This is a genomic window from Shewanella sp. 4_MG-2023 (assembly GCF_030548015.1).
In the GTDB taxonomy this organism is placed as follows: domain Bacteria; phylum Pseudomonadota; class Gammaproteobacteria; order Enterobacterales; family Shewanellaceae; genus Shewanella.
Genome location: NZ_JAUORL010000001.1, coordinates 139,867 through 158,068, shown reverse-complemented (window position 1 = coordinate 158,068; position 18,202 = coordinate 139,867). Strand labels below are relative to the sequence as shown.

14 protein-coding genes are annotated in these 18,202 nt (G+C 42.1%); 7 read left to right on the top strand and 7 right to left on the bottom strand.

Features of this window, described 5'->3' with window-relative positions; genetic code table 11:
• Window positions 1-14 precede the first annotated feature (14 nt).
• Window positions 15-656, top strand: a complete 642-nt coding sequence (locus tag Q4546_RS00660; RefSeq protein WP_198589375.1) for a LysE family translocator — start codon at window positions 15-17, stop codon at window positions 654-656.
• 131 nt (window positions 657-787) lie between these two features.
• Here Q4546_RS00660 and Q4546_RS00655 read toward each other — a convergent pair whose 3' ends face one another.
• From Q4546_RS00655 to Q4546_RS00645, 3 genes are all read right to left on the bottom strand, one after another.
• The gene (locus tag Q4546_RS00655) at window positions 788-1,840 is read right to left on the bottom strand and encodes an NAD(P)/FAD-dependent oxidoreductase (protein ID WP_102476684.1); all 1,053 of its coding nucleotides are present in this window, start codon (window positions 1,838-1,840) and stop codon (window positions 788-790) included.
• 209 nt (window positions 1,841-2,049) lie between these two features.
• Entirely contained in the window at window positions 2,050-2,661 is a 612-nt protein-coding gene (locus Q4546_RS00650) for a protein-disulfide isomerase (protein ID WP_102476685.1), read from the bottom strand.
• 298 nt (window positions 2,662-2,959) lie between these two features.
• A complete protein-coding gene (locus Q4546_RS00645) occupies window positions 2,960-3,823 on the bottom strand; it encodes a universal stress protein (protein WP_102440449.1) in 864 nt (287 codons plus the stop codon).
• Window positions 3,824-3,938: 115 nt separating this feature from the next.
• Between Q4546_RS00645 and Q4546_RS00640 the strand changes: the two genes are divergently transcribed.
• A complete protein-coding gene (locus Q4546_RS00640; protein WP_303445491.1) occupies window positions 3,939-4,349 on the top strand; it encodes a cation:proton antiporter in 411 nt (136 codons plus the stop codon).
• Window positions 4,240-5,139 carry a cation:proton antiporter gene (locus Q4546_RS00635; RefSeq protein WP_303445490.1) on the top strand — a complete coding sequence of 300 codons (900 nt, stop codon included), beginning with the start codon at window positions 4,240-4,242 and terminating at the stop codon, window positions 5,137-5,139. The genes Q4546_RS00640 and Q4546_RS00635 overlap by 110 nt, the downstream gene beginning before the upstream one ends.
• Before the next feature lie 3 nt (window positions 5,140-5,142).
• Here Q4546_RS00635 and Q4546_RS00630 read toward each other — a convergent pair whose 3' ends face one another.
• Both Q4546_RS00630 and trmH read right to left on the bottom strand, forming a co-directional pair.
• Window positions 5,143-5,901 (bottom strand): hypothetical protein, encoded by a 759-nt coding sequence (locus Q4546_RS00630; protein WP_102476687.1) that lies wholly within the window; start codon window positions 5,899-5,901, stop codon window positions 5,143-5,145.
• Between the two features lie 203 nt (window positions 5,902-6,104).
• Window positions 6,105-6,806, bottom strand: a complete 702-nt coding sequence (gene trmH, locus Q4546_RS00625) for a tRNA (guanosine(18)-2'-O)-methyltransferase TrmH (protein WP_102476688.1) — start codon at window positions 6,804-6,806, stop codon at window positions 6,105-6,107.
• Between the two features lie 536 nt (window positions 6,807-7,342).
• On the opposite strand from trmH, the gene Q4546_RS00620 reads away from it, so the two are divergent.
• From Q4546_RS00620 to Q4546_RS00610, 3 genes are all read left to right on the top strand, one after another.
• On the top strand, window positions 7,343-12,037 hold the full coding sequence (locus Q4546_RS00620; RefSeq protein ID WP_303445489.1) for a transporter substrate-binding domain-containing protein: 4,695 nt from the start codon (window positions 7,343-7,345) through the stop codon (window positions 12,035-12,037).
• Window positions 12,021-13,112, top strand: a complete 1,092-nt coding sequence (locus Q4546_RS00615) for a two-component system response regulator (protein ID WP_303445488.1) — start codon at window positions 12,021-12,023, stop codon at window positions 13,110-13,112. Before Q4546_RS00620 ends, Q4546_RS00615 begins: the two co-directional genes overlap by 17 nt.
• Before the next feature lie 355 nt (window positions 13,113-13,467).
• Window positions 13,468-14,121, top strand: coding sequence for a TetR/AcrR family transcriptional regulator (locus Q4546_RS00610; RefSeq protein WP_198589377.1), 654 nt, complete (start codon window positions 13,468-13,470; stop codon window positions 14,119-14,121).
• Here the strand turns inward: Q4546_RS00610 and Q4546_RS00605 are convergent.
• A complete protein-coding gene (locus tag Q4546_RS00605) occupies window positions 14,111-15,328 on the bottom strand; it encodes an FAD-binding oxidoreductase (RefSeq protein WP_102531899.1) in 1,218 nt (405 codons plus the stop codon). The two genes, Q4546_RS00610 and Q4546_RS00605, sit on opposite strands and share 11 nt — an antisense overlap.
• Window positions 15,321-16,880: an NAD(P)/FAD-dependent oxidoreductase gene (locus Q4546_RS00600; protein ID WP_102440441.1), complete on the bottom strand. Its 1,560-nt coding sequence runs from the start codon at window positions 16,878-16,880 to the stop codon at window positions 15,321-15,323. Before Q4546_RS00600 ends, Q4546_RS00605 begins: the two co-directional genes overlap by 8 nt.
• Window positions 16,881-17,288: 408 nt before the next feature.
• Between Q4546_RS00600 and kynA the strand changes: the two genes are divergently transcribed.
• Complete coding sequence (gene kynA, locus Q4546_RS00595; RefSeq protein WP_102476692.1) at window positions 17,289-18,134, top strand: tryptophan 2,3-dioxygenase; 846 nt, start codon at window positions 17,289-17,291, stop codon at window positions 18,132-18,134.
• Window positions 18,135-18,202 lie beyond the last annotated feature (68 nt).

Here is an 18,202-nt window from a genome sequence, read left to right as displayed (position 1 = left end):
ATTTTGTATTTATCATGATTGATCTGGCTTTACTTCCTGTTTATTTAACCACTGTGGTCGCTTTACTGCTAATACCTGGGCCTGACATGCTGCTGATCGCCAGCTCGAGTTTAAGTTATGGCCGCAAGGTGGGCGTGTATGCAAGCTTTGGCAATGCGACCTCTGGGCTTATTTTAACTTTGCTGGCAGCTATGGGTGTGTCGGCGTTAGTGGCAATGAACCCGATGGCATTAGAAGTGCTGCGGGTGCTAGGCGGCGCTTATTTATTAAAAATGGGCTGGGATTGTATGCGCAGCAGCGCAGCTGATGCCCCTGAAATTGAGCAGCAAAATAATTTAGCCAAATTACTTTATCGCCGCGCGGTAATGAGTAACCTGCTTAATCCCAAGGCGCTGATATTTTTTGTGTTATTTTTGCCGCAGTTTGTCTCAACCCAGCTTAGTGCCAGCTCAGGCGAGCAGATGTTGACTCTTGGGCTGATACTGAACGTCATGGGGCTCGCTTTTAATTTACTGCTGGTGGCTTTAGTGGGCAGTTTAGGTAAGCCGCTGCTTAAAAATGACAAGTTTAGAACCTATCAAAATAAGTTTATGGGATTGATATTTTTTGCCTTAGCCATTTGGTTGCTAGCTTCTCAAGTGCAAAGCATTAGTTAGGCCAATATAAGGTATTGAATTTTAAAGCGACTTTGCTTAAAAATAAAAAACGGAATGAGCTGCCACTCATTCCGTTTTTTGTTTTAGAGAACAAACCATTAATATTCATAGCGTGTTCTTGATATCTGCTTTTAAGCCGCTTTAACGTTTTCAGAGATGTAATTCATTAAGTACTGCGCATCCTTGTAAACGCCGCCTAGGGTGGCAGAGCCTCGGGTATAAAGCCACGGCAAGCCAATAAAATACAAGCCCTCAATATCATTACTGACACCGCGATAATTGCTGGGGTAGTTCATTTCATCAAATGAGATACCGTCAATCCAAAAAAAGTTGGGTTTAAAGCCTGTAGCCCAAATAATATTTCTGATGCTACTCACACTGCCTTTTTGAAATTTAATACTGCTTTCATCGGCTGACAAGGTTCTGCCCATGTGGATGACATTGTCTTTTGCTAGTAGTGATTTTACGTCAGTGCCAATGACAGGTTGCACGCCGCTGCTCAACCACTTGCCAATTTTGCTAAAACGGTTAACCGATAAAAAGCCGATTTTGGTGAACCACCACCATAGGGTTTTACCTAAAAAGGCTTGGGGAATGGCTTTGATTTTATTGGTGCCAGAAAAATGCACTGTGCGGCCGGTATCGGCTATTTCAGATAATATTTGCACCCCAGAATCACCCGCACCCACGACTAAACAATCACCTTGTTGCAGTTGAGATGGGCTTTTATAGTTTTCACTGTGCAGTTGAACAACATCTTTGGCAATATCAGCATGACAAGGTGGGGTGTAAGGGGTATGAAACGGCCCGGTGGCAATGATGACTTGTTTGGCTTTATAGCTTGTGCTGGCAGTAGTTATGTCAAAAATACCATTCACTTTTTTAATCGAGGTGACCTTTTGGTTAAACTCAATCGGTATCGAGAACTTATCTACATAACTTTTTAAGTAGTCTGCCACTTCATATTTATTGGGGTAATAACCTTTGGGAAAAGGAAATTTCATACCCGGTAGATGGTTATATTCAGTGGGAGTAAACAGGGTTAAAGAGTCCCAGCGCTTGAGCCATGGAGCCCCTATATATTCATTGGCATCGAGAATGAGATAGTCTTTATTATTGCTCGATAAGTTATACGCCATAGCAAGGCCAGACTGCCCTGCGCCAATGATGATAAATTCTTTCATGGAACCCCAATAAATACATATGGTTATTATTATGGGCTGCATTCTAACAGAACATCAGCGCTGAATCGGCTGTGGCCTTAAAAGAGTTAATGGCGTTACTGTAAACCTTGGTCGCTTTTCAGCGTTTAAATTAAACTCTAAAGGTTTAATTTCAATAAAAAACCACGGTAAATACCGTGGTTTTTTGTTTGTGACTAGCCTTAGCTATATTACTTCTTAAACGCAGCTATTTCTTGCTCAACAGCTGCCACCACAGTATGCGGGCTACTGATGTATTTTGAGTGATCGATAAATATAGCGTTATCACCTACAGTCATCACTAATGCTGGAAAACTGTTAGTACCAATGACCTGTTGGATTTCGGCAATGCCTTCGAGTACGTATTCAGCGTCCATACTCAGCTCATCTTTAAAGACTTTATTTGATGGCGACAGTTTAAACTTTTCAACGATAGCATTGAAATCATGCTTAGTATCAAGCGGGTTACCTTCGATAAAGTGTGCTCTTTGAATCGCATTAAGTACAGGCAGTTGTTTATTCGCTTGCTTGCTTTGCAACCATCCCATTAGGTTAGCGGTTTTGACTGAGTTTTTAGGGCTATTGGCATAACGAATATGATCTCTGCCAAACTTAAGTCCACTCATTCTTGCTGCCGCTTCCATTTGCTCTTCGCCAGCACTGTCTTTGCCGATGAAATTGGCGCAATGTAATAAGTTTACATTCATTTCAGGGTAGGCTTCTTGTAATGCATTCACCAAAGGTGTTGCGGCGTAGCTCCAAGGGCAATGTGAGTCGTAGATGAAATAAAGCTCGGTGGTCATAGGAAAATTCTTGTTTGCTATCTGATGAGTTGATCCTAGTGAGTTTGTGGCCATTATTCAATGATTGAAAGCATACATAGCTAATAAGTTGGCTGTTTACATCTTGCAGAGGGGCTGACCCTTTACAATCGATATCGTGCTTTGAATTTTTCCTTATACAATTCAACCATCAAACGATAGCACATATCGATGGTAGGGCTTGATTTAATCGAACCAGACGTTTAAGTCCTAAGTAATCTTTTTGAGGTACAAAATGAAGCTAGCAAGTAACTTAAAACCTTTGGTCATAGCAATGGCATTAATCTGCCAAGCGATGTGGCACCACTAAAACGTTACTGCGAACTCGCTCTAAGATCGACTCAGCGGTATTTCCGAGCATAAATCCAATAATGCCTTCTCGCTGGCGAGCGCCTATAACAAGATATTGAGCTTTTAGGCGACAACTTAATTCGAACAGGCATAGATCGGCATTGCCTGTCAGGATATGCACATGCTCCTTATCTAGGCCAAGCTTTGCAATCTTGCTGTCATAACGCTGGTAAGCTTCTTTCACTAAGGTGTGAGTATTGACGATATCCATATCCCGCAGTATTTGCGGAAAACGCACCACGTAGCCTAGGTGTAAATCACAACCCGTAGCCTTAGCAAGTTGCTGGGCTTGGGTAATTACATCTTGGTTGAGGGCTTGTTTTAGTGGATCGCTAGTGCCCAAGTCCAGCGCCATTAAAATTGAATTTGCCTTATGCAAGGGGTGATTACTCAATAACATCAACGGTACTTTGATATGACGAATAAGCTGCCAATCTAAAGGGCGAAAACAGGCTGATTCATGAATAGATTTTAGCATCATGGCGTACTTGTCGGGGGTGACATACTCACATACATGTTCAACTAAATGCTTACACCACATATTAGTAAACTGTACCTCATTGGCATTGAGAACACTCAGTTGTTGCTTCACTGCGGCGCTATCATCGGCGCGAACTTGCTCTCGAACCACGCCGGCAATACGGGGATTATAGTAAGCATCGCCACTTAAGGACTCATAACTGTAGGACATGATTTCAGGAACTAAGCCTAACTGTTTAGCGAGGTTAATCCCTTCTTTTATGGCATTAGTTTGCTGCTGATGCTGTTGTGAAATAATAAATAATTTACTCATTTTCATTTCCTCTGACACTAAGTATAAGCTTAGCAGTTGGTTAAAAATCAACCTTGATCTTTGTCATCTAAACGCTCAATATTTAATCAATAACAATAAAAAGATTAAGGTTAATATGAACGTTGACCAGTTTGTTATTTCACTTTGCCTGATTTTGTTTTTGGGCAAACTTTTTGGCGAGATTTTTCAACGCTTCGAACTGCCAGAGGTGGTGGGAGAGATTCTTGCGGGCTTATTATTGGGCCCGTCGCTTACTAATGTTATCAGCCCTGATCCTACTTTGACTGTATTGGCAGAGCTTGGGGTGATCTTGCTGCTGTTTTCCATTGGCTGTGAAAGCTCAATTAAAAGACTTTATCAAGCTGGTGGTCGCGCGGTAAGCGTGGCCTTAGTGGGAAATTGTTCCGGCTATTGTGATGGGCGTGAGTGGTGCCTACTATCTTACCGACTCAATATTCACCGCTATTTTTCTTGGGTGTGCCTTAACAGCGACGAGTATTGGCATTTCATTACGGGTGTTGGTTAATGCCAATCATGCAAAAACGACCGCGGGACATATTATCTTAGGCGCCGCCGTGTTTGATGATATCGGCGGAGTGATTTTGCTCAGCATTTTGTTCAACTTTGCAGCCCATGGGGAGTTTGATGTATTTAGCACGCTATTACTTATCACTAAAGTGCTGGTGTTTTTGTTACTGACGCCGCCCGTGGCTAGGGTGTTATTGTATTTTGCACGAGTACTAAAACCGGCTAGCGATAATTCAGGTTATGAAGTTATCATCACTATGATTTTAGTGTGCTTGTTTGCATGGCTAGCACACTTATTCGGTGCGCCAGCCTTGTTAGGCGGCTTTGCGGTTGGCTTAGCACTTAGCCGCCAATTTACCTCACCACTCAATCGCTACCTAGTTAACCCTTTTGCCTTTACCCACAAAATGGAGCAATCAAGTAAGGCATTAGTTGACGTTTTTACCCCGATATTTTTTGTTTACGTTGGAATAAGCTTAGATCTGAGCCAGCTAGATTACAGTACTAGCGGGGTATTGCTGTGGCTGTCATTGTTAGCCATTGCCAGCAAACTGGTTGCCGGCACGGTTGCTGGTGGTAACTGGCAAAAGAAACTTATTGTGGGTAGCGCTATGGTGCCGCGAGGGGAGGTCGGCTTAGTGTTTGCTGAAATGGGGCTGAAGACGAACATTATCGACAATAAATTATTTACCGAGTTAGTGGTGATCATAGCAATCACCACGTTAATCGGCCCCATGTTGCTCAAATGGAGTTTGAACAAGCATGGTCATCATTCGCAAGTAGAATAAACCTTAGTCAGCTTGGTCATTAACCACTGTCAGGGTAAAAGTTAATTTTTGCACCGACTGTGACGGCTGGTTATTGACCATAGAATACGATGGCATTGGGAAGGTGACATAGGGTTGCCCTGATTGTCCATCTACGCTTATTTGGCCTTTATCGTCAAAGGTAAACGATAACAGCTCGCCGTTCCAAAGCTGCAGTTCTTTTCCTTGATTATCTTCTCGCCATTGGGTGACCCATTTCATCACTAGCGTCGCCTTACCTGGGCGAGCATTATTTTGAAAGACACTGGCTTTTACTGACTCAATATCAGTTTTATTGCTGTGGATCTCAAGTACAGGGCTGCCTTTATCTAATGATAAATATAGAGGTAGCGTTAATGTTTTGCTGGCATCTGCTTTATCGGTAAAGGTCATATCTAATTGGGTGCTGACACAAAGTTGACTCCAACTGGCATCTTCGCTTTGGTATATATCTTTGATGACAATGTCGGTTTGGTATTGCTGAATATGGGCTTTAGCATATTGGTCAAATTTATTATCAACGATATAGCCTGATAGGGTATTGGCTGTAAATACGCTGAGTGAGCCGATATTGGCATTGTTATCCGTCACGCACCTGCCAGTGTTTTGTGTCACGCTGATATCGAGGTCTTTTTTAGCGCTGATGACAGAGGTGGTTGATTGACAGCCACAAAGCGCAAGTAGTGTTGCTAAGGCAACTCCTGTTAATTTTACCCTTGAATGATTCTTAGCAGTTATCCCCATACCTATTTCCTTATGTAAGTAATTTTTATTTACAACAATAAGCATAGACGCTGTTAGCGGTTAAGTTGCTCACAACTGGAGTTTTATTTATCAAAGAGCCGCTAGAGGATGTTTATTGAGGAAGCGAGAGCCGACAACACTGAGACTCTAGGCCTCAGTGTTGAGGATATTCTTATCTTGTTTAATATCAGTAAAGGTTAATGTTAACCGAGCTCAGCTTGTGGATCTGGCGCGCGCATGCGCTGCCACCATTCATCGCTAGCATCAATTTGCCCTTGCAGATCGATAGCTGGGTATGGGATGTTTTTTCTACGGCAGGCCTTGGCGAATATTGGGTGACCTTGTTCAAATAACATGGTTTGGCAGTAGCTGTGATCAAGCTGGCGGCTACCGTACATATTAGCTTGTTGGCGTTGACGCTGGGCTTCATACATGACTAAGGCTGCAGCGACTGATACATTCAGTGATTGCACCATGCCAATCATAGGGATGATGATATGTTGATCGGCGGCTGCGATGGCTTCAGGGCTGACACCATCACGCTCGTTACCCATGATGATGGCAGTTGGACGGGTATAATCGATTTCGCGAAAATCTACCGCAGTGTCTGAAAATGTGGTGGCTAACACCTGCATTTTTTGCGCTTTAAATTGCTTATTTGCATCATCAAAATTGCGGTGATTGACGGTATTAACCCACTGCTGACTACCAGATGCAGTATTGCCTGAAACCCAAAGGCTGTTATCGGGCATAACCGCATGAATTTGATGGATGCCAACGCTATCAGCGGTGCGCACCACGGCTGCAATATTTTGCGATTTATGGACTTTATCGAGGCAAACTGTCAGGTCGACTTGGCGATTATCAAGCATCTGATTTATTCGGGCTAAACGTTCTGGGCTCATGGGGCTGTTCTACTTGGTTTTATCTAAGAAAAAGCGAATTAATAAAAGGCGTATAATCCGTCCGTAACTGCTGAGTTAATATCTGCGTCATTATAACGCTTAATTGCTAAAGCTAAAATGCTATTCAGTTGTACATGTTTGATTTTAGTTATTAATCTTAGTTAGGGGACAAAACCTTAAATAATTCATTTTAAATTACTCCCCCCGTACACATGATGAGTTGACGCAAGGTATTAATTTATTTGGCTAACCGTCTCGTTGTACTTTTTGGGCTGCGTTGGTCAATAGCATTAATGACTTGCGGAGTTATTATGTGCTTTACATTGGTGGGTATGTCATTTTTCAGGGACGAACTTTCTCTAGGTTGACTTGTTTTCAATAAATAATAAAAGGATTTAAAAATGAATTATTAATTACTGTTTTGATGCTGAAATTTTATCGCCAAAATTGCATCTGGCCATTTGAGTGCTAAGATTAATTCAGTGCAGGTAAGCACATAAGGAATTTATTATTTTAAGCTCATACAGGGAGTTAGCATGAGTCGCTTCACAAGGATGCCTCGTCTACTTTTAGTAAGCCACTTTGCAATGAAATTGAGGTTAGCTTGCCTATTCCTCGGTTTTTTTTGTCCTTTTTTCTGTCACCTTACGGCAGCAGCTGAAGCTGAAGCAATTCCTAATGATGAGCAAGTAGTGCGTATTGCTTACCGAACTGATAGCACTCCGTTGCAATATCTTAATGACAAAGGCCAAGCTGCTGGTATTTTAATTGATTATTGGCGTACTTGGTCGCAAATCACAGGTAAAGCCGTTGAATTTGTACCAGGCTCTAATGCAGAAGGGCAAACTTGGTTAGCGCAGAATAAAGTCGATTTGTTGGCTGGGGTATTTCAAAATGAAAAACGCGCTAAAAGTATGTCTTTTTCTGCGCCACTGTTACATAGTGAATATTTCTTATATGCCAATGCTGTAGAGCAAGGTATTGAATTTATTAAACAAATACCACAATACCGTATTGGTGTTACCCACAATAGTTTTCATCATAATTGGCTAAAAAAATATTTCCCCAATGCCGACATCAGGACTTTCAAAGGCTATAAAGCATTATTTGATGCTGCAATTAATGGCGAAATAAGCCTGTTTATCTGCCAGCCGCTTTACCTTGACACCTATTTAAAACAAACACCTGCAACGACTAAATTCAAAACCATTGAATCCGCATTATATTCACATCCTTTTCGCGCAGCAGTGAAGAAGGGAAACGTTGAATTACTGCAAACAATAGATACAGGCATACAACAAATAGATAATAAGAAAAAAGATGCGATATCTGCTAAGTGGAGTGGTTTTCATTGGGAGTATCAAAATTTAGCTGAACCGTTATTAGTGACACAGCCAATTATTACCCTTACAGAAGAAGAAAAAGCATGGCTAGCTGCTCATCCGATTATTCCTATTGGCGTAGACGGTCGTTGGCCGCCGGTAGATTTTATCGACCCTAATGGTGAGCACTCGGGAATTTTACATGACTATTTAACCCTTTTTGAAAAGCAGTTAGGAGTGAGCTTTGACACTCGAGTGTTTGGTAGTTTCCAAGATATGCTTTCTGCGGTTAGTTCTGGAAATTTAAAACTAGGTGCAACATTAGTAAAAAAACCAGACCGTGCCAAAAACCTGTGGTTTAGTGCGCCTTATTTTAGTGCGATTAAGGTGATTGTTTCTAAAACTGGCGCACAACAATATTCCAAATTGACAGAATTGTATGGCAAGAGATTAGCATTAGAGAAAGGCTTTTATTTAGTCGATGAAATTAGCAATAATCATCCCGAGATTAATCTAATGACCTTTTCAACAACTGAAGAGGCATTGAAAGCGGTCTCTTTCGGTACAGTTGATGCGTATATTGGCAATCAAGCGGTTGTCACTTGGCTTATGGATAGTTTGCAGCTGACTAATTTAACCTTTAGTGGCGATCCTATGTTTGCGCCCGCTCATCAAAGATTTGCCATTTATAAAGATCCTGAATGGGAGCCCTTGCTTGGCATTCTCAATAAAGCCCTCGATTCGATAAGTGTGTCAAGACGCCAGCAGATACATACTGATTGGATTAATCAAGACAGTAAAATTAGCAGTCCACTTATTTTTACTCAAAAACAGCATGCATGGTTGGAGGCTCATCCCACTTGGCGACTAGGAGTTGATAACAGCTGGCCGCCTTTTGAATTTATTGATGATAACGGTGTTTATTCTGGGATGTCGGCAGATGTGATGTCCAGATTGACAAATTTAATTGGTGCAGAGTTTATTTCCCCTGTTAACAAACCCTGGTCCCAAGTGTTGGCAGAGTTTTCCGCTGGAGAGCTAGATATTTTACCTGCTGTAACCCCCACACCTGAACGGCGCGAGGTGATGCTGTTTTCTACCCCTTATTTGGAAAGTCCATATATGGTGTTAGTTCATCAAGATACCCGTTTTGTGACCAGTCTTGATGATCTTGATAATAAGCAAGTCGGTGTGGTTAAAGGCTATGCCATCGAAGAGACATTAAAACATGATTATCCACAATTTAATTTAGTACCATTTTCATCCAATAAAGAGGCACTGATTGCACTAAGCGCTGGTGAAATTGATGGCTATATTGGTAATTTAAATGCCTCATCTTGGACATTAGAAGAACTCGGTATTCGTAATGTAAAAGTGACCGCAACCACGCCTTATACCTTTAAACAATCAATCGGTATTCGCAAAGATTGGCCTGAATTGTTGGAAATTGTCAATCTCGCGATTGCGAGAATTGATCCTCAGCAACGGCAAGCTATCGAAAATAAGTGGTTTTCTGTGCAGTTTGAACATCAGGATAATCATTATCAGATTTGGCGGGCTATCTTAATTACCTGTGGCATATTGTTGCCAATGATACTGTATACCCTTGTTTGGAATAGAAAGCTTAATAAAGCAAGGCTTAAATTAACACAAAGTAGTAAAAAACTTGAGGAGGCAAAGCGTGATGCATTACAGGCTAGCGCTTTTAAAAGTCAGTTTCTTGCCAATATGTCCCATGAAATTCGCACCCCCATGAATGCCATTATTGGTATGACGCATTTATTGCAAGGGACAGAATTAAATCATAAACAACAGGATTATTCTGAAAAAATAAGACGAGCGTCTTTAAGTTTGTTGGGGATTATTAATGACATACTCGATTTTTCAAAAGTAGAGGCGGGTAAACTCGAAATTGAACAGAGCGAGTTCCTCTTACATGAAGTATTTACTAACATTGCCAACCTATTGGGGATAAAAGCCGTCGATAAAGGCATTGAGCTGCAGTTTGAGTTAGACCCTAAAATACCAGAAACAATTATTGGTGATGCGTTACGCATTGAGCAAGTGCTAATAAACCTAACCCAAAATGCGATAAAGTTTACCGAAAAAGGTGAGGTATTGCTGCGTACTAAAATGCTGTCGCAAACAGACGAGCAAGTAGCCATAGAATTTTCAGTTAAAGACACAGGTATAGGGATTGAACCAGCTAATTTAACTAGTATTTTCAATGCCTTCACTCAGGCTGATGGCAGTATTACTCGGCTCCATGGTGGTACTGGTTTAGGCTTGAGCATCAGTAAGCAATTAGTTGAATTAATGCAAGGTGATATTTCTGCAACCAGTCAACCCGATCAAGGTAGCACCTTTAGCTTTAGGCTTAATCTTGCAGTGCCTAAAGTCACTTCTAGTCGAAAATCAGTCATTACGGAATGTGCTTCCCTTAAAGGGATGAGAGTGCTTGTGGTTGATGATAATGACAATGCCAGAGAAATTTTAAAAGAGCTGCTGGAGTCATTTTCCTTTGAAGTTGAGACCGCAGTCAGTGGTGCGCAAGCGATTGAAATGCTTAGCGTGATCAACAATATGGAAGATGAGCGGCCATATCAATTAGTGTTAATGGATTGGCAGATGCCAAAAATGAATGGCATTGAGGCTAGCCGAAGCATTAAATACTTACCGCTGCGTAAGCAACCGTCAATAATCTTAATTACCGCTTACGGGCGTGAAGATGTGATGAATGAGGTGGAAAATGATTTGCTGGATGCATTTTTAATTAAACCGCTTAATGCGTCAGTGCTATTTGATACCTTGATGAAAATCTTTGAGCCTTCGCAGCCCATGGGGCCAGCAACAGAGAAGAATACGATTGAGCAGTTAGAGGGCCATGTGTTATTGGTAGAAGATCAATCGATTAATCAACAGGTCGCTACTGAATTTTTACAGCGTATGGGGTTAACCTCAGCAGTAGCCGACAATGGTAAGCAAGCAATAGAAATGGTTGATGAGCAGACATTTGATGTTGTTTTGATGGATGTACAAATGCCGATTATGGATGGTTTCGAAGCCACCGAAATCCTCCGCAGCCGTTTTGATAAAAAACAACTCCCGATTATTGCGATGACCGCCCATGCGATGAAAGGGGATCGCGATAAGTGCTTACAAGTTGGGATGAACGCTCACCTGGCTAAACCCGTTGAGCCCGATCAGCTTTATTTAGCCCTTAGCCCCTACCTTACCCATAAACAAAGCCAGAAAGTTCAGGGGCAGCAAAATATGTCGCTTGCCCCCATAGAGGGAGTTGATGTGCACTGGGGTATTAAGCGATTAGGGGGCAACCAACAGCTTTATGCGCAACTTATTGGTGAGTTTTATCAGCGTCACAAAGATCAGTTGCACTTGTTGCAGAGTTATCAAGATGCTGACGATTTAAAATCAACCATACGAGCCGTTCATACTTTAAGAGGTGTTGCTGGCAATATTGGCGCTAAACAACTAGAGCTGGCGTCGGCTAATCTAGAAAGCCAACTGCATAGTCACCCATCCCCCTTTGATGTCCCTGAGTGGCAAGCTTTTACCGATAGTCTTACGGTATTAATCGCAGGGCTTGAGCAATGCCAATGGATTAATCAATCCGTAAGTAATAGCACTGACATAAGACAGCCGTTTAAAGTATCAGCCAATTTAAGCAGGGTTTTATCACCGCTTGATGAGCTATTAGCAGCTGGAAATCCGCAAGCTAAAGAAAACATATTAGCCCTCGATGGCGAGGTCGATAGTCATCTGATTGAGAAACTTATCGAGCAGGTCAATGAATTTGAGTTTGATAATGCTAGAGAATTAATCGCCCAAGTCATAGCCCAAGCAGAACAGGAAACTGAACAGGAAACTGAACATGTCACCATATCTTAAAGATAAAATATTAATTGTTGATGATGAAGCATTTTACATTAGTGTATTGATCGAGGTTTTGGGGAGTAAATACCATGTTTCTGTGGCGAAAAGTGGCGAACAAGCACTGGAGCGTATCGCCCAAGGCTTTATGCCTGATTTAGTGTTACTGGATATTTTGATGCCTGGATTAGACGGCTATGAGGTATGTAAAAAGTTAAAAAGTAACCCTGACACTAGCAACATACCGATAATTTTTTTGACGGTAAAGGCTGAAATAGAAGAAGAAATATTGGGCTTTGAATTGGGTGCTGTTGATTACATCACCAAACCTTTTAGCCTTCCCATTATTCGAGCTCGAGTTAAAACCCATTTGGCCTTAACTTCGGCAAATAGAGCTCTGGCAGAGCAAAACCATGACTTAGAAGCCAAAGTGCTTGAGCGAACGGCTGAAATATCTCGAACCCAAGATGTCGCTATTTACTGTATGGCCTCGCTAGCAGAAACTCGTGATAATGAAACCGGTAAACATATTCGTCGCACTCAATATTACGTTAAAGCCTTAGCTGAATATTTAAGAGAAAACTCACCTTATTCTGCGAGTATTGATGATGCTTACATTGACCTATTGTTTAAATCAGCGCCGTTACACGATATTGGTAAAGTGGGGGTTCCGGATGCCGTTTTACTAAAGCCAGGCAAGCTTGATGAAGGCGAATGGAGTGAAATGAAAAAGCATGCCGAATATGGTAAATCAGCAATGGAAAGTGCTGAAAATGAATACGGAAATTCAAGCTATTTAAGCATCGCCAAAGAGATAGCTTATAGTCACCATGAGCGTTGGGATGGCAGCGGCTATCCAGAAGGTTTAGCTGAAGAAGATATTCCCTTGTCGGCACGGATTATGGCCATTGCCGATTGTTATGATGCACTTATTTGTCGTCGAGTTTACAAGCCGCCTTTTACACACGAACAGGCTACAAGCATAATCAAAGAAGGCCGCGGCTGTCATTTCGACCCACATATAGCAGATGCCTTTGATGCGCTTCAAGAAGAGTTTATTAAAATTGCCGATCGCTTTCAGGATGATGATTAACCTTAACGATTAAGCAATAAAAGAGGCGTGACAAGCCTAATGCACTTTAAGTCTTAGGCTAACGTTCTATTTTAAATCAATTTATAACATTGTCGTTATTTTAAAGAGCCTATGTTGTTTGGCGGATTTGCTATCTCAAAAAAGGGTCAGCGGATTGTTGAGGGGGAATAAAGACTACTGCGTGACAGTGGCGCTAATCGTTAAATAGGCTTTTTGGCTATTGGGTACAAGCATTATTGTAAAACTCGTCATCTAATTTAAAGCAAGATATTGGATTTATTATATATTTCTAATGATTTCTCACGTTGCCCTCATTATAATAATTAACATATTAGACTTAAGGTGTATGAGTTTTATGAGTGATAAACAATATCATCACGGTGACTTAAAGGCGTCTTTGATTGCTGCAGCCAATACTATCTTGCAACGCGATGGCGCTAATGCCTTGTCACTGCGGGCGATAGCGGCTGAAGTGGGTGTTTCTCATATGGCACCTTATGCGCATTTCAAAAACAAAAAACAATTGCTGAGTCATATTATTGAGTCTGGTTTTGTACTCATGGCTGATGCGATGGAACACTGCACGGCACATCTAGATAAAAATGATGCTGCGGTAGCGGGAGAGTTAGTGTTGGCTTATGGGGTGAGCTACTTAGAGTTTGCCATCGCGAATCCACAACTATACCGTTTGATGCTTGGTCAAGTTGAGGCTTCAGCAATGAAAACGCCAGCATTAAAGACAAGTTCGTCGACTGAACAAAATAACCATAGTGAGAATAGTCATAATGAAAATGAGCAACTAAGACGACCATTTAATTTGCTTCGCTCCGCCTTTGCCTTACAAAATGAAGACAACCAAAAAGTAAAAGCCCAAGCAATTGGCGCTTGGGCTATGGTACACGGCATGGCGGCACTTATGACCGAAGGCCATATTCAGTTACCGCAAGGGGTTAACTTAAAACAATATTTAGCTGACGCCAGCTCGGTTTATTTCAAGCTTAAATCATAATTTCAATGTCGCTTAAGGGAAAAGCCACACAAGAATGACACCAGCCATAAGCTTCATCGGTTGAGCGTAGCTTTGCTTCTGCGGGGTTAAATACCGCGCCGTTTAGCACCTTCACTCGACATAAGCTGCATTCACCAGAGCGGCAGGCATTCTCGGCGCTAAAGCCATAACGCTCCATGCTGTTGAGTAATGGCTCATCCACTCTGGCTTCAAAACTGCCTTGGCCTTTAATCGTCACCTTAATCACATCTGAGGCGTTAACATTGCTCGGCCATCCCGCTAAGTTTTGTGGGTTTTTAGGCGGGCCATTACATTCTATTCGTACTCGTCTGGCTTTGACGTTAAGTAGCCTGAGTTGCTCAGCGCAGTGGTCATGAAAGCTGGTAGGCCCGCATACATAGAACATCTTCTGTGATAATTTTTCAGCGTCATCCCCTAACAATTGTGTCAGCCGCTCAACATTAATCCGTCCTGTCATCCCTTGGTATTGCTCGTTGGGACGGGTAATGATCCAACTGATGCGCAAAAAATCATGCTCTTTTTCAAGTTGCTTTAATTCTTCATCAAAAATCACATCAGCTTGATAACTGCTGGTATAGATAAGATGCAGCTTTTGGTTTTTCTTACGCTCAACTAAGGTGTTGGCAACAATGTCTTTGATCATACTTCTGGCTGGGGCAATGCCTGAACCGCCTGCAATGAAGACTAAGTCATCACCGTGAAATAGCGGGTTATGGTAAAAGGTGCCCATGGGACCTGTGCTTTCAAAGCTATCGCCTGTTTTCACTTGATCTAGTAAATAGTTAGATACAAAGCCACCCTCAACCCGTTTGATGGTTAAATCATAATATTCTCGCTGCTGGGGCGCTGAGGATATGGCGTAAGGTCTAGCGGTTTTAGTGCCGTTAATATCGACAAATAAATTAATATATTGGCCTGCCTGAAATGGCGGCAGGGTTTGGGTGTTTGAGGTTAAGCGCAAGGTGACTGTGCTTGGGGTATCGACAATCACCTCACTGACAGTGAGCTTTAATCTTTTAGGATGTAACCGAGCGATAGTTTGGGCCACATTGCCTTTTTGTTCGTTAAAGTCGGTGCCTGCCTGATACAAGTTTTTTTGGTGTGCTAGCGCTTCATTGTAACCGTCGACCGCATGCAAAATATTCACCACGGGGCGTTGTTCTTTTTCGATGACTGAATTAGGCATGTGATAACTCCTGTTGTGGTTGCGAGGCCGCTTTAGGCTTTGATAATTGCTTTAGTACTTCTTTGGCGGTGCTTTGACCGACCATATAGGTTGGCTGGAAGCCGCCCATGCCATTCCAGCAACCTGCTAAGTTGAGACCGGCTACTTCACTGACGCGGCGACGAAATATATTGGCATCTTGGGTGTTTTGCTGGAAACCATATATCGCCCCATGGGGGGTATTTAAGTAACGCATCATGGTTAATGGGGTGGCCACTTCTACTTCTTCAATATGCTCACGAATGTGAGGAAATACTCGCTCGGCGTGATCAAGGAGTTTTTCTGCAAACTGGTATTTGGTACGAGCATAATCTTCAGGGCTGAGTGCTTGCCAAGGTTCGCCATACTGCAAACAAAGTAAAGATAATGCCGACTTACCTTGCGGGGCAAAACTGGGATCATCATGGTTATAGCAGGTCATCATGGTGTGTTTTGGCGGCGTTAACGATTGCATGATCTCATGAGCCACTTCTTCATCTCGATCATCAATAATAAAGTTGGATGCCGCAGTCACGCCGATATCACTTGGGGAGCAATCTAACCCTAGGTAAAGCACAAAAGCAGAGGTGCCAATACGGCGCGACTTCATATCAAATGCGGCTTGTTTCGGCGTTGGGATATCCAGCAGTTCATTGAAGGTGTGTAATGGGCTGGTATTGGAGATAACTTGCTTACAAGTAAATATCTCATTGTGCTCAGTTTTAACCCCAACAACTTGGTTTTTATCAGTAATAATTTTGTCAGCGCCGCAGTTAAAACGAACCTCACCACCCGCATTAAGGAATGATTCCAATAAGGCGCTAGAAATAGCTTGTGAGCCGCCTTTAATATGACAAGGTTTGAATGATGCGTAGGCATATAGCATCACTGCCAAGTCACGAAACGGGAAGTCTTTTGGCGGTAAACCCAGATAGCACCAGTAGGCGGCGATAACGGCTTTAAGATCTTTATTGGTAAAAAATTGATCCAGTAATTCTTTGGCTGGCCTTAAGCCGTACTTCACAAATAACGGGCAGCTTGCTTTTAAAACTGCTTCATCATTTGAATGCCTTACTTTAGGCATGACCATAAAGCATTCCATGGCAAGGCCTGCACATAAATCTAAAAACTGGCCAATATTGTCTGCTTCTTCTGGATAGTGACTCACCAGTGTTTTACCCAGCGCTTTCCAATGTGCTGGCAAAGTAATATCAATTTCAGGCTTAGCGCCGTTAGCTGATGGCATCACAAAGCGATATAGCTCGCGCTCTTCAACCACATCAAGTTGATCCATGATGCCCAGTTCAGTGAATATTTGACGCATGATAAACGGATTTTGCTCAGTGCCCATGCCGCTAAGTTGGTGCAGAGCCACTTCAAATTCAAAATTACCGCGCACAAAAGAGGTGGCACAACCTCCAGGAATATTATGGCGTTCGAGCAATAATGTTCTTGCTCCGCCTCTTTGCAAGGTGGTTGCTGCGGTTAAGCCAGCGTTCCCTGCTCCAATTACAATCGCATCAAAATCTGTCATTGTGGTTTCAGCTCCATTGTTAGTATCAATTTGTTATATCGACTTGCGGTATAAATCCCTTGTGTCCCTTTGAACAGATAAGGCTCGAACGAGTAAGGCAAAGTTAAAAAGCAATCCTTACGGTGTAAACTTTATACTGTAAAGATATGTGTGTTATGTGTGCTTTGTCAAGATTGATTCAGTTAATCATCTCTGTTTTTTTGATCAATTAACTGGCTTTTGGACAATGGCTGTTGGTTTAGTTATCGGTTGAGCTGTCAGTTTTGTTATCGGCACTTGTAACGTCAGTGTTAACTCAGGCGTACAGTAAGGCATGACGTTAATATTCAGTCCTCACTGACTTGAGGCAGTGTTCGTGATTAAATAAATCGTTTTTGAGGCATAAAAATAATAACCGGAGCGATAAACATGAGTTGTCCCCACAGTAACTATCGGGCGATGGAAGAGGATATTCACACCGACTTTAAAGATGATATGTCCTATGGCGATTATCTACAGTTAAATCAAGTGTTGTCGGCGCAGCAGCCATTATCAGATCAACATGATGAGATGTTGTTTATTGTGATCCATCAATCCAGTGAATTGTGGCTAAAGCTAGCAGGGCATGAACTCAGTGTGGCGATTACCAATATCCAGCAGGGCGATTTTGGTCATGCTTTTAAAGTGATTTCTCGGGTCAAACAGATTTTTAACCAGTTAACTCAGTCGTGGAATATTCTTTCAACACTTACCCCTGTGGATTACCTTAAATTTCGAGATTCTTTAGGCCACTCATCGGGATTTCAGTCTTATGGTTATCGTAAGTTGGAGTTTTTATTGGGTAACAAGAACGCCTCTTTACTAAAAGTGCATGAAAGCGATCCTGTGGTGCATCAAGAGTTAACGCAAATTCTCGAAGCGCCTAGTTTGTATGATGTCACTTTAAAAGTATTGCATGAGCGTGGTTTACATATTGAAGCATTGCAGTTAAATCGTGATTTTAGCCAGCCCTATGAGCGTAATGATTCAGTGTTAAATGCATGGCTAAACGTCTACCAAAATGCCGACGAGCACTTTCAACTGTATGAACTCGCCGAAAAGTTAATTGATATCGAAGACAGTTTTCAGCAGTGGCGCTTTAAGCATATGTATACCGTGCAGCGCATAATTGGCAATAAAATGGGTACGGGCGGCTCATCTGGGGTGGGCTTCTTGAAAAAAGCCCTGGATATTAGCTTTTTCCCTGAGCTGTTTGAGTTACGCACCCATCTGTAAATTTGATTACGGGTTTACTACTATATTTACAACCCTGCTAGCACAAGTACGAGCGCGGGCAGCAATAT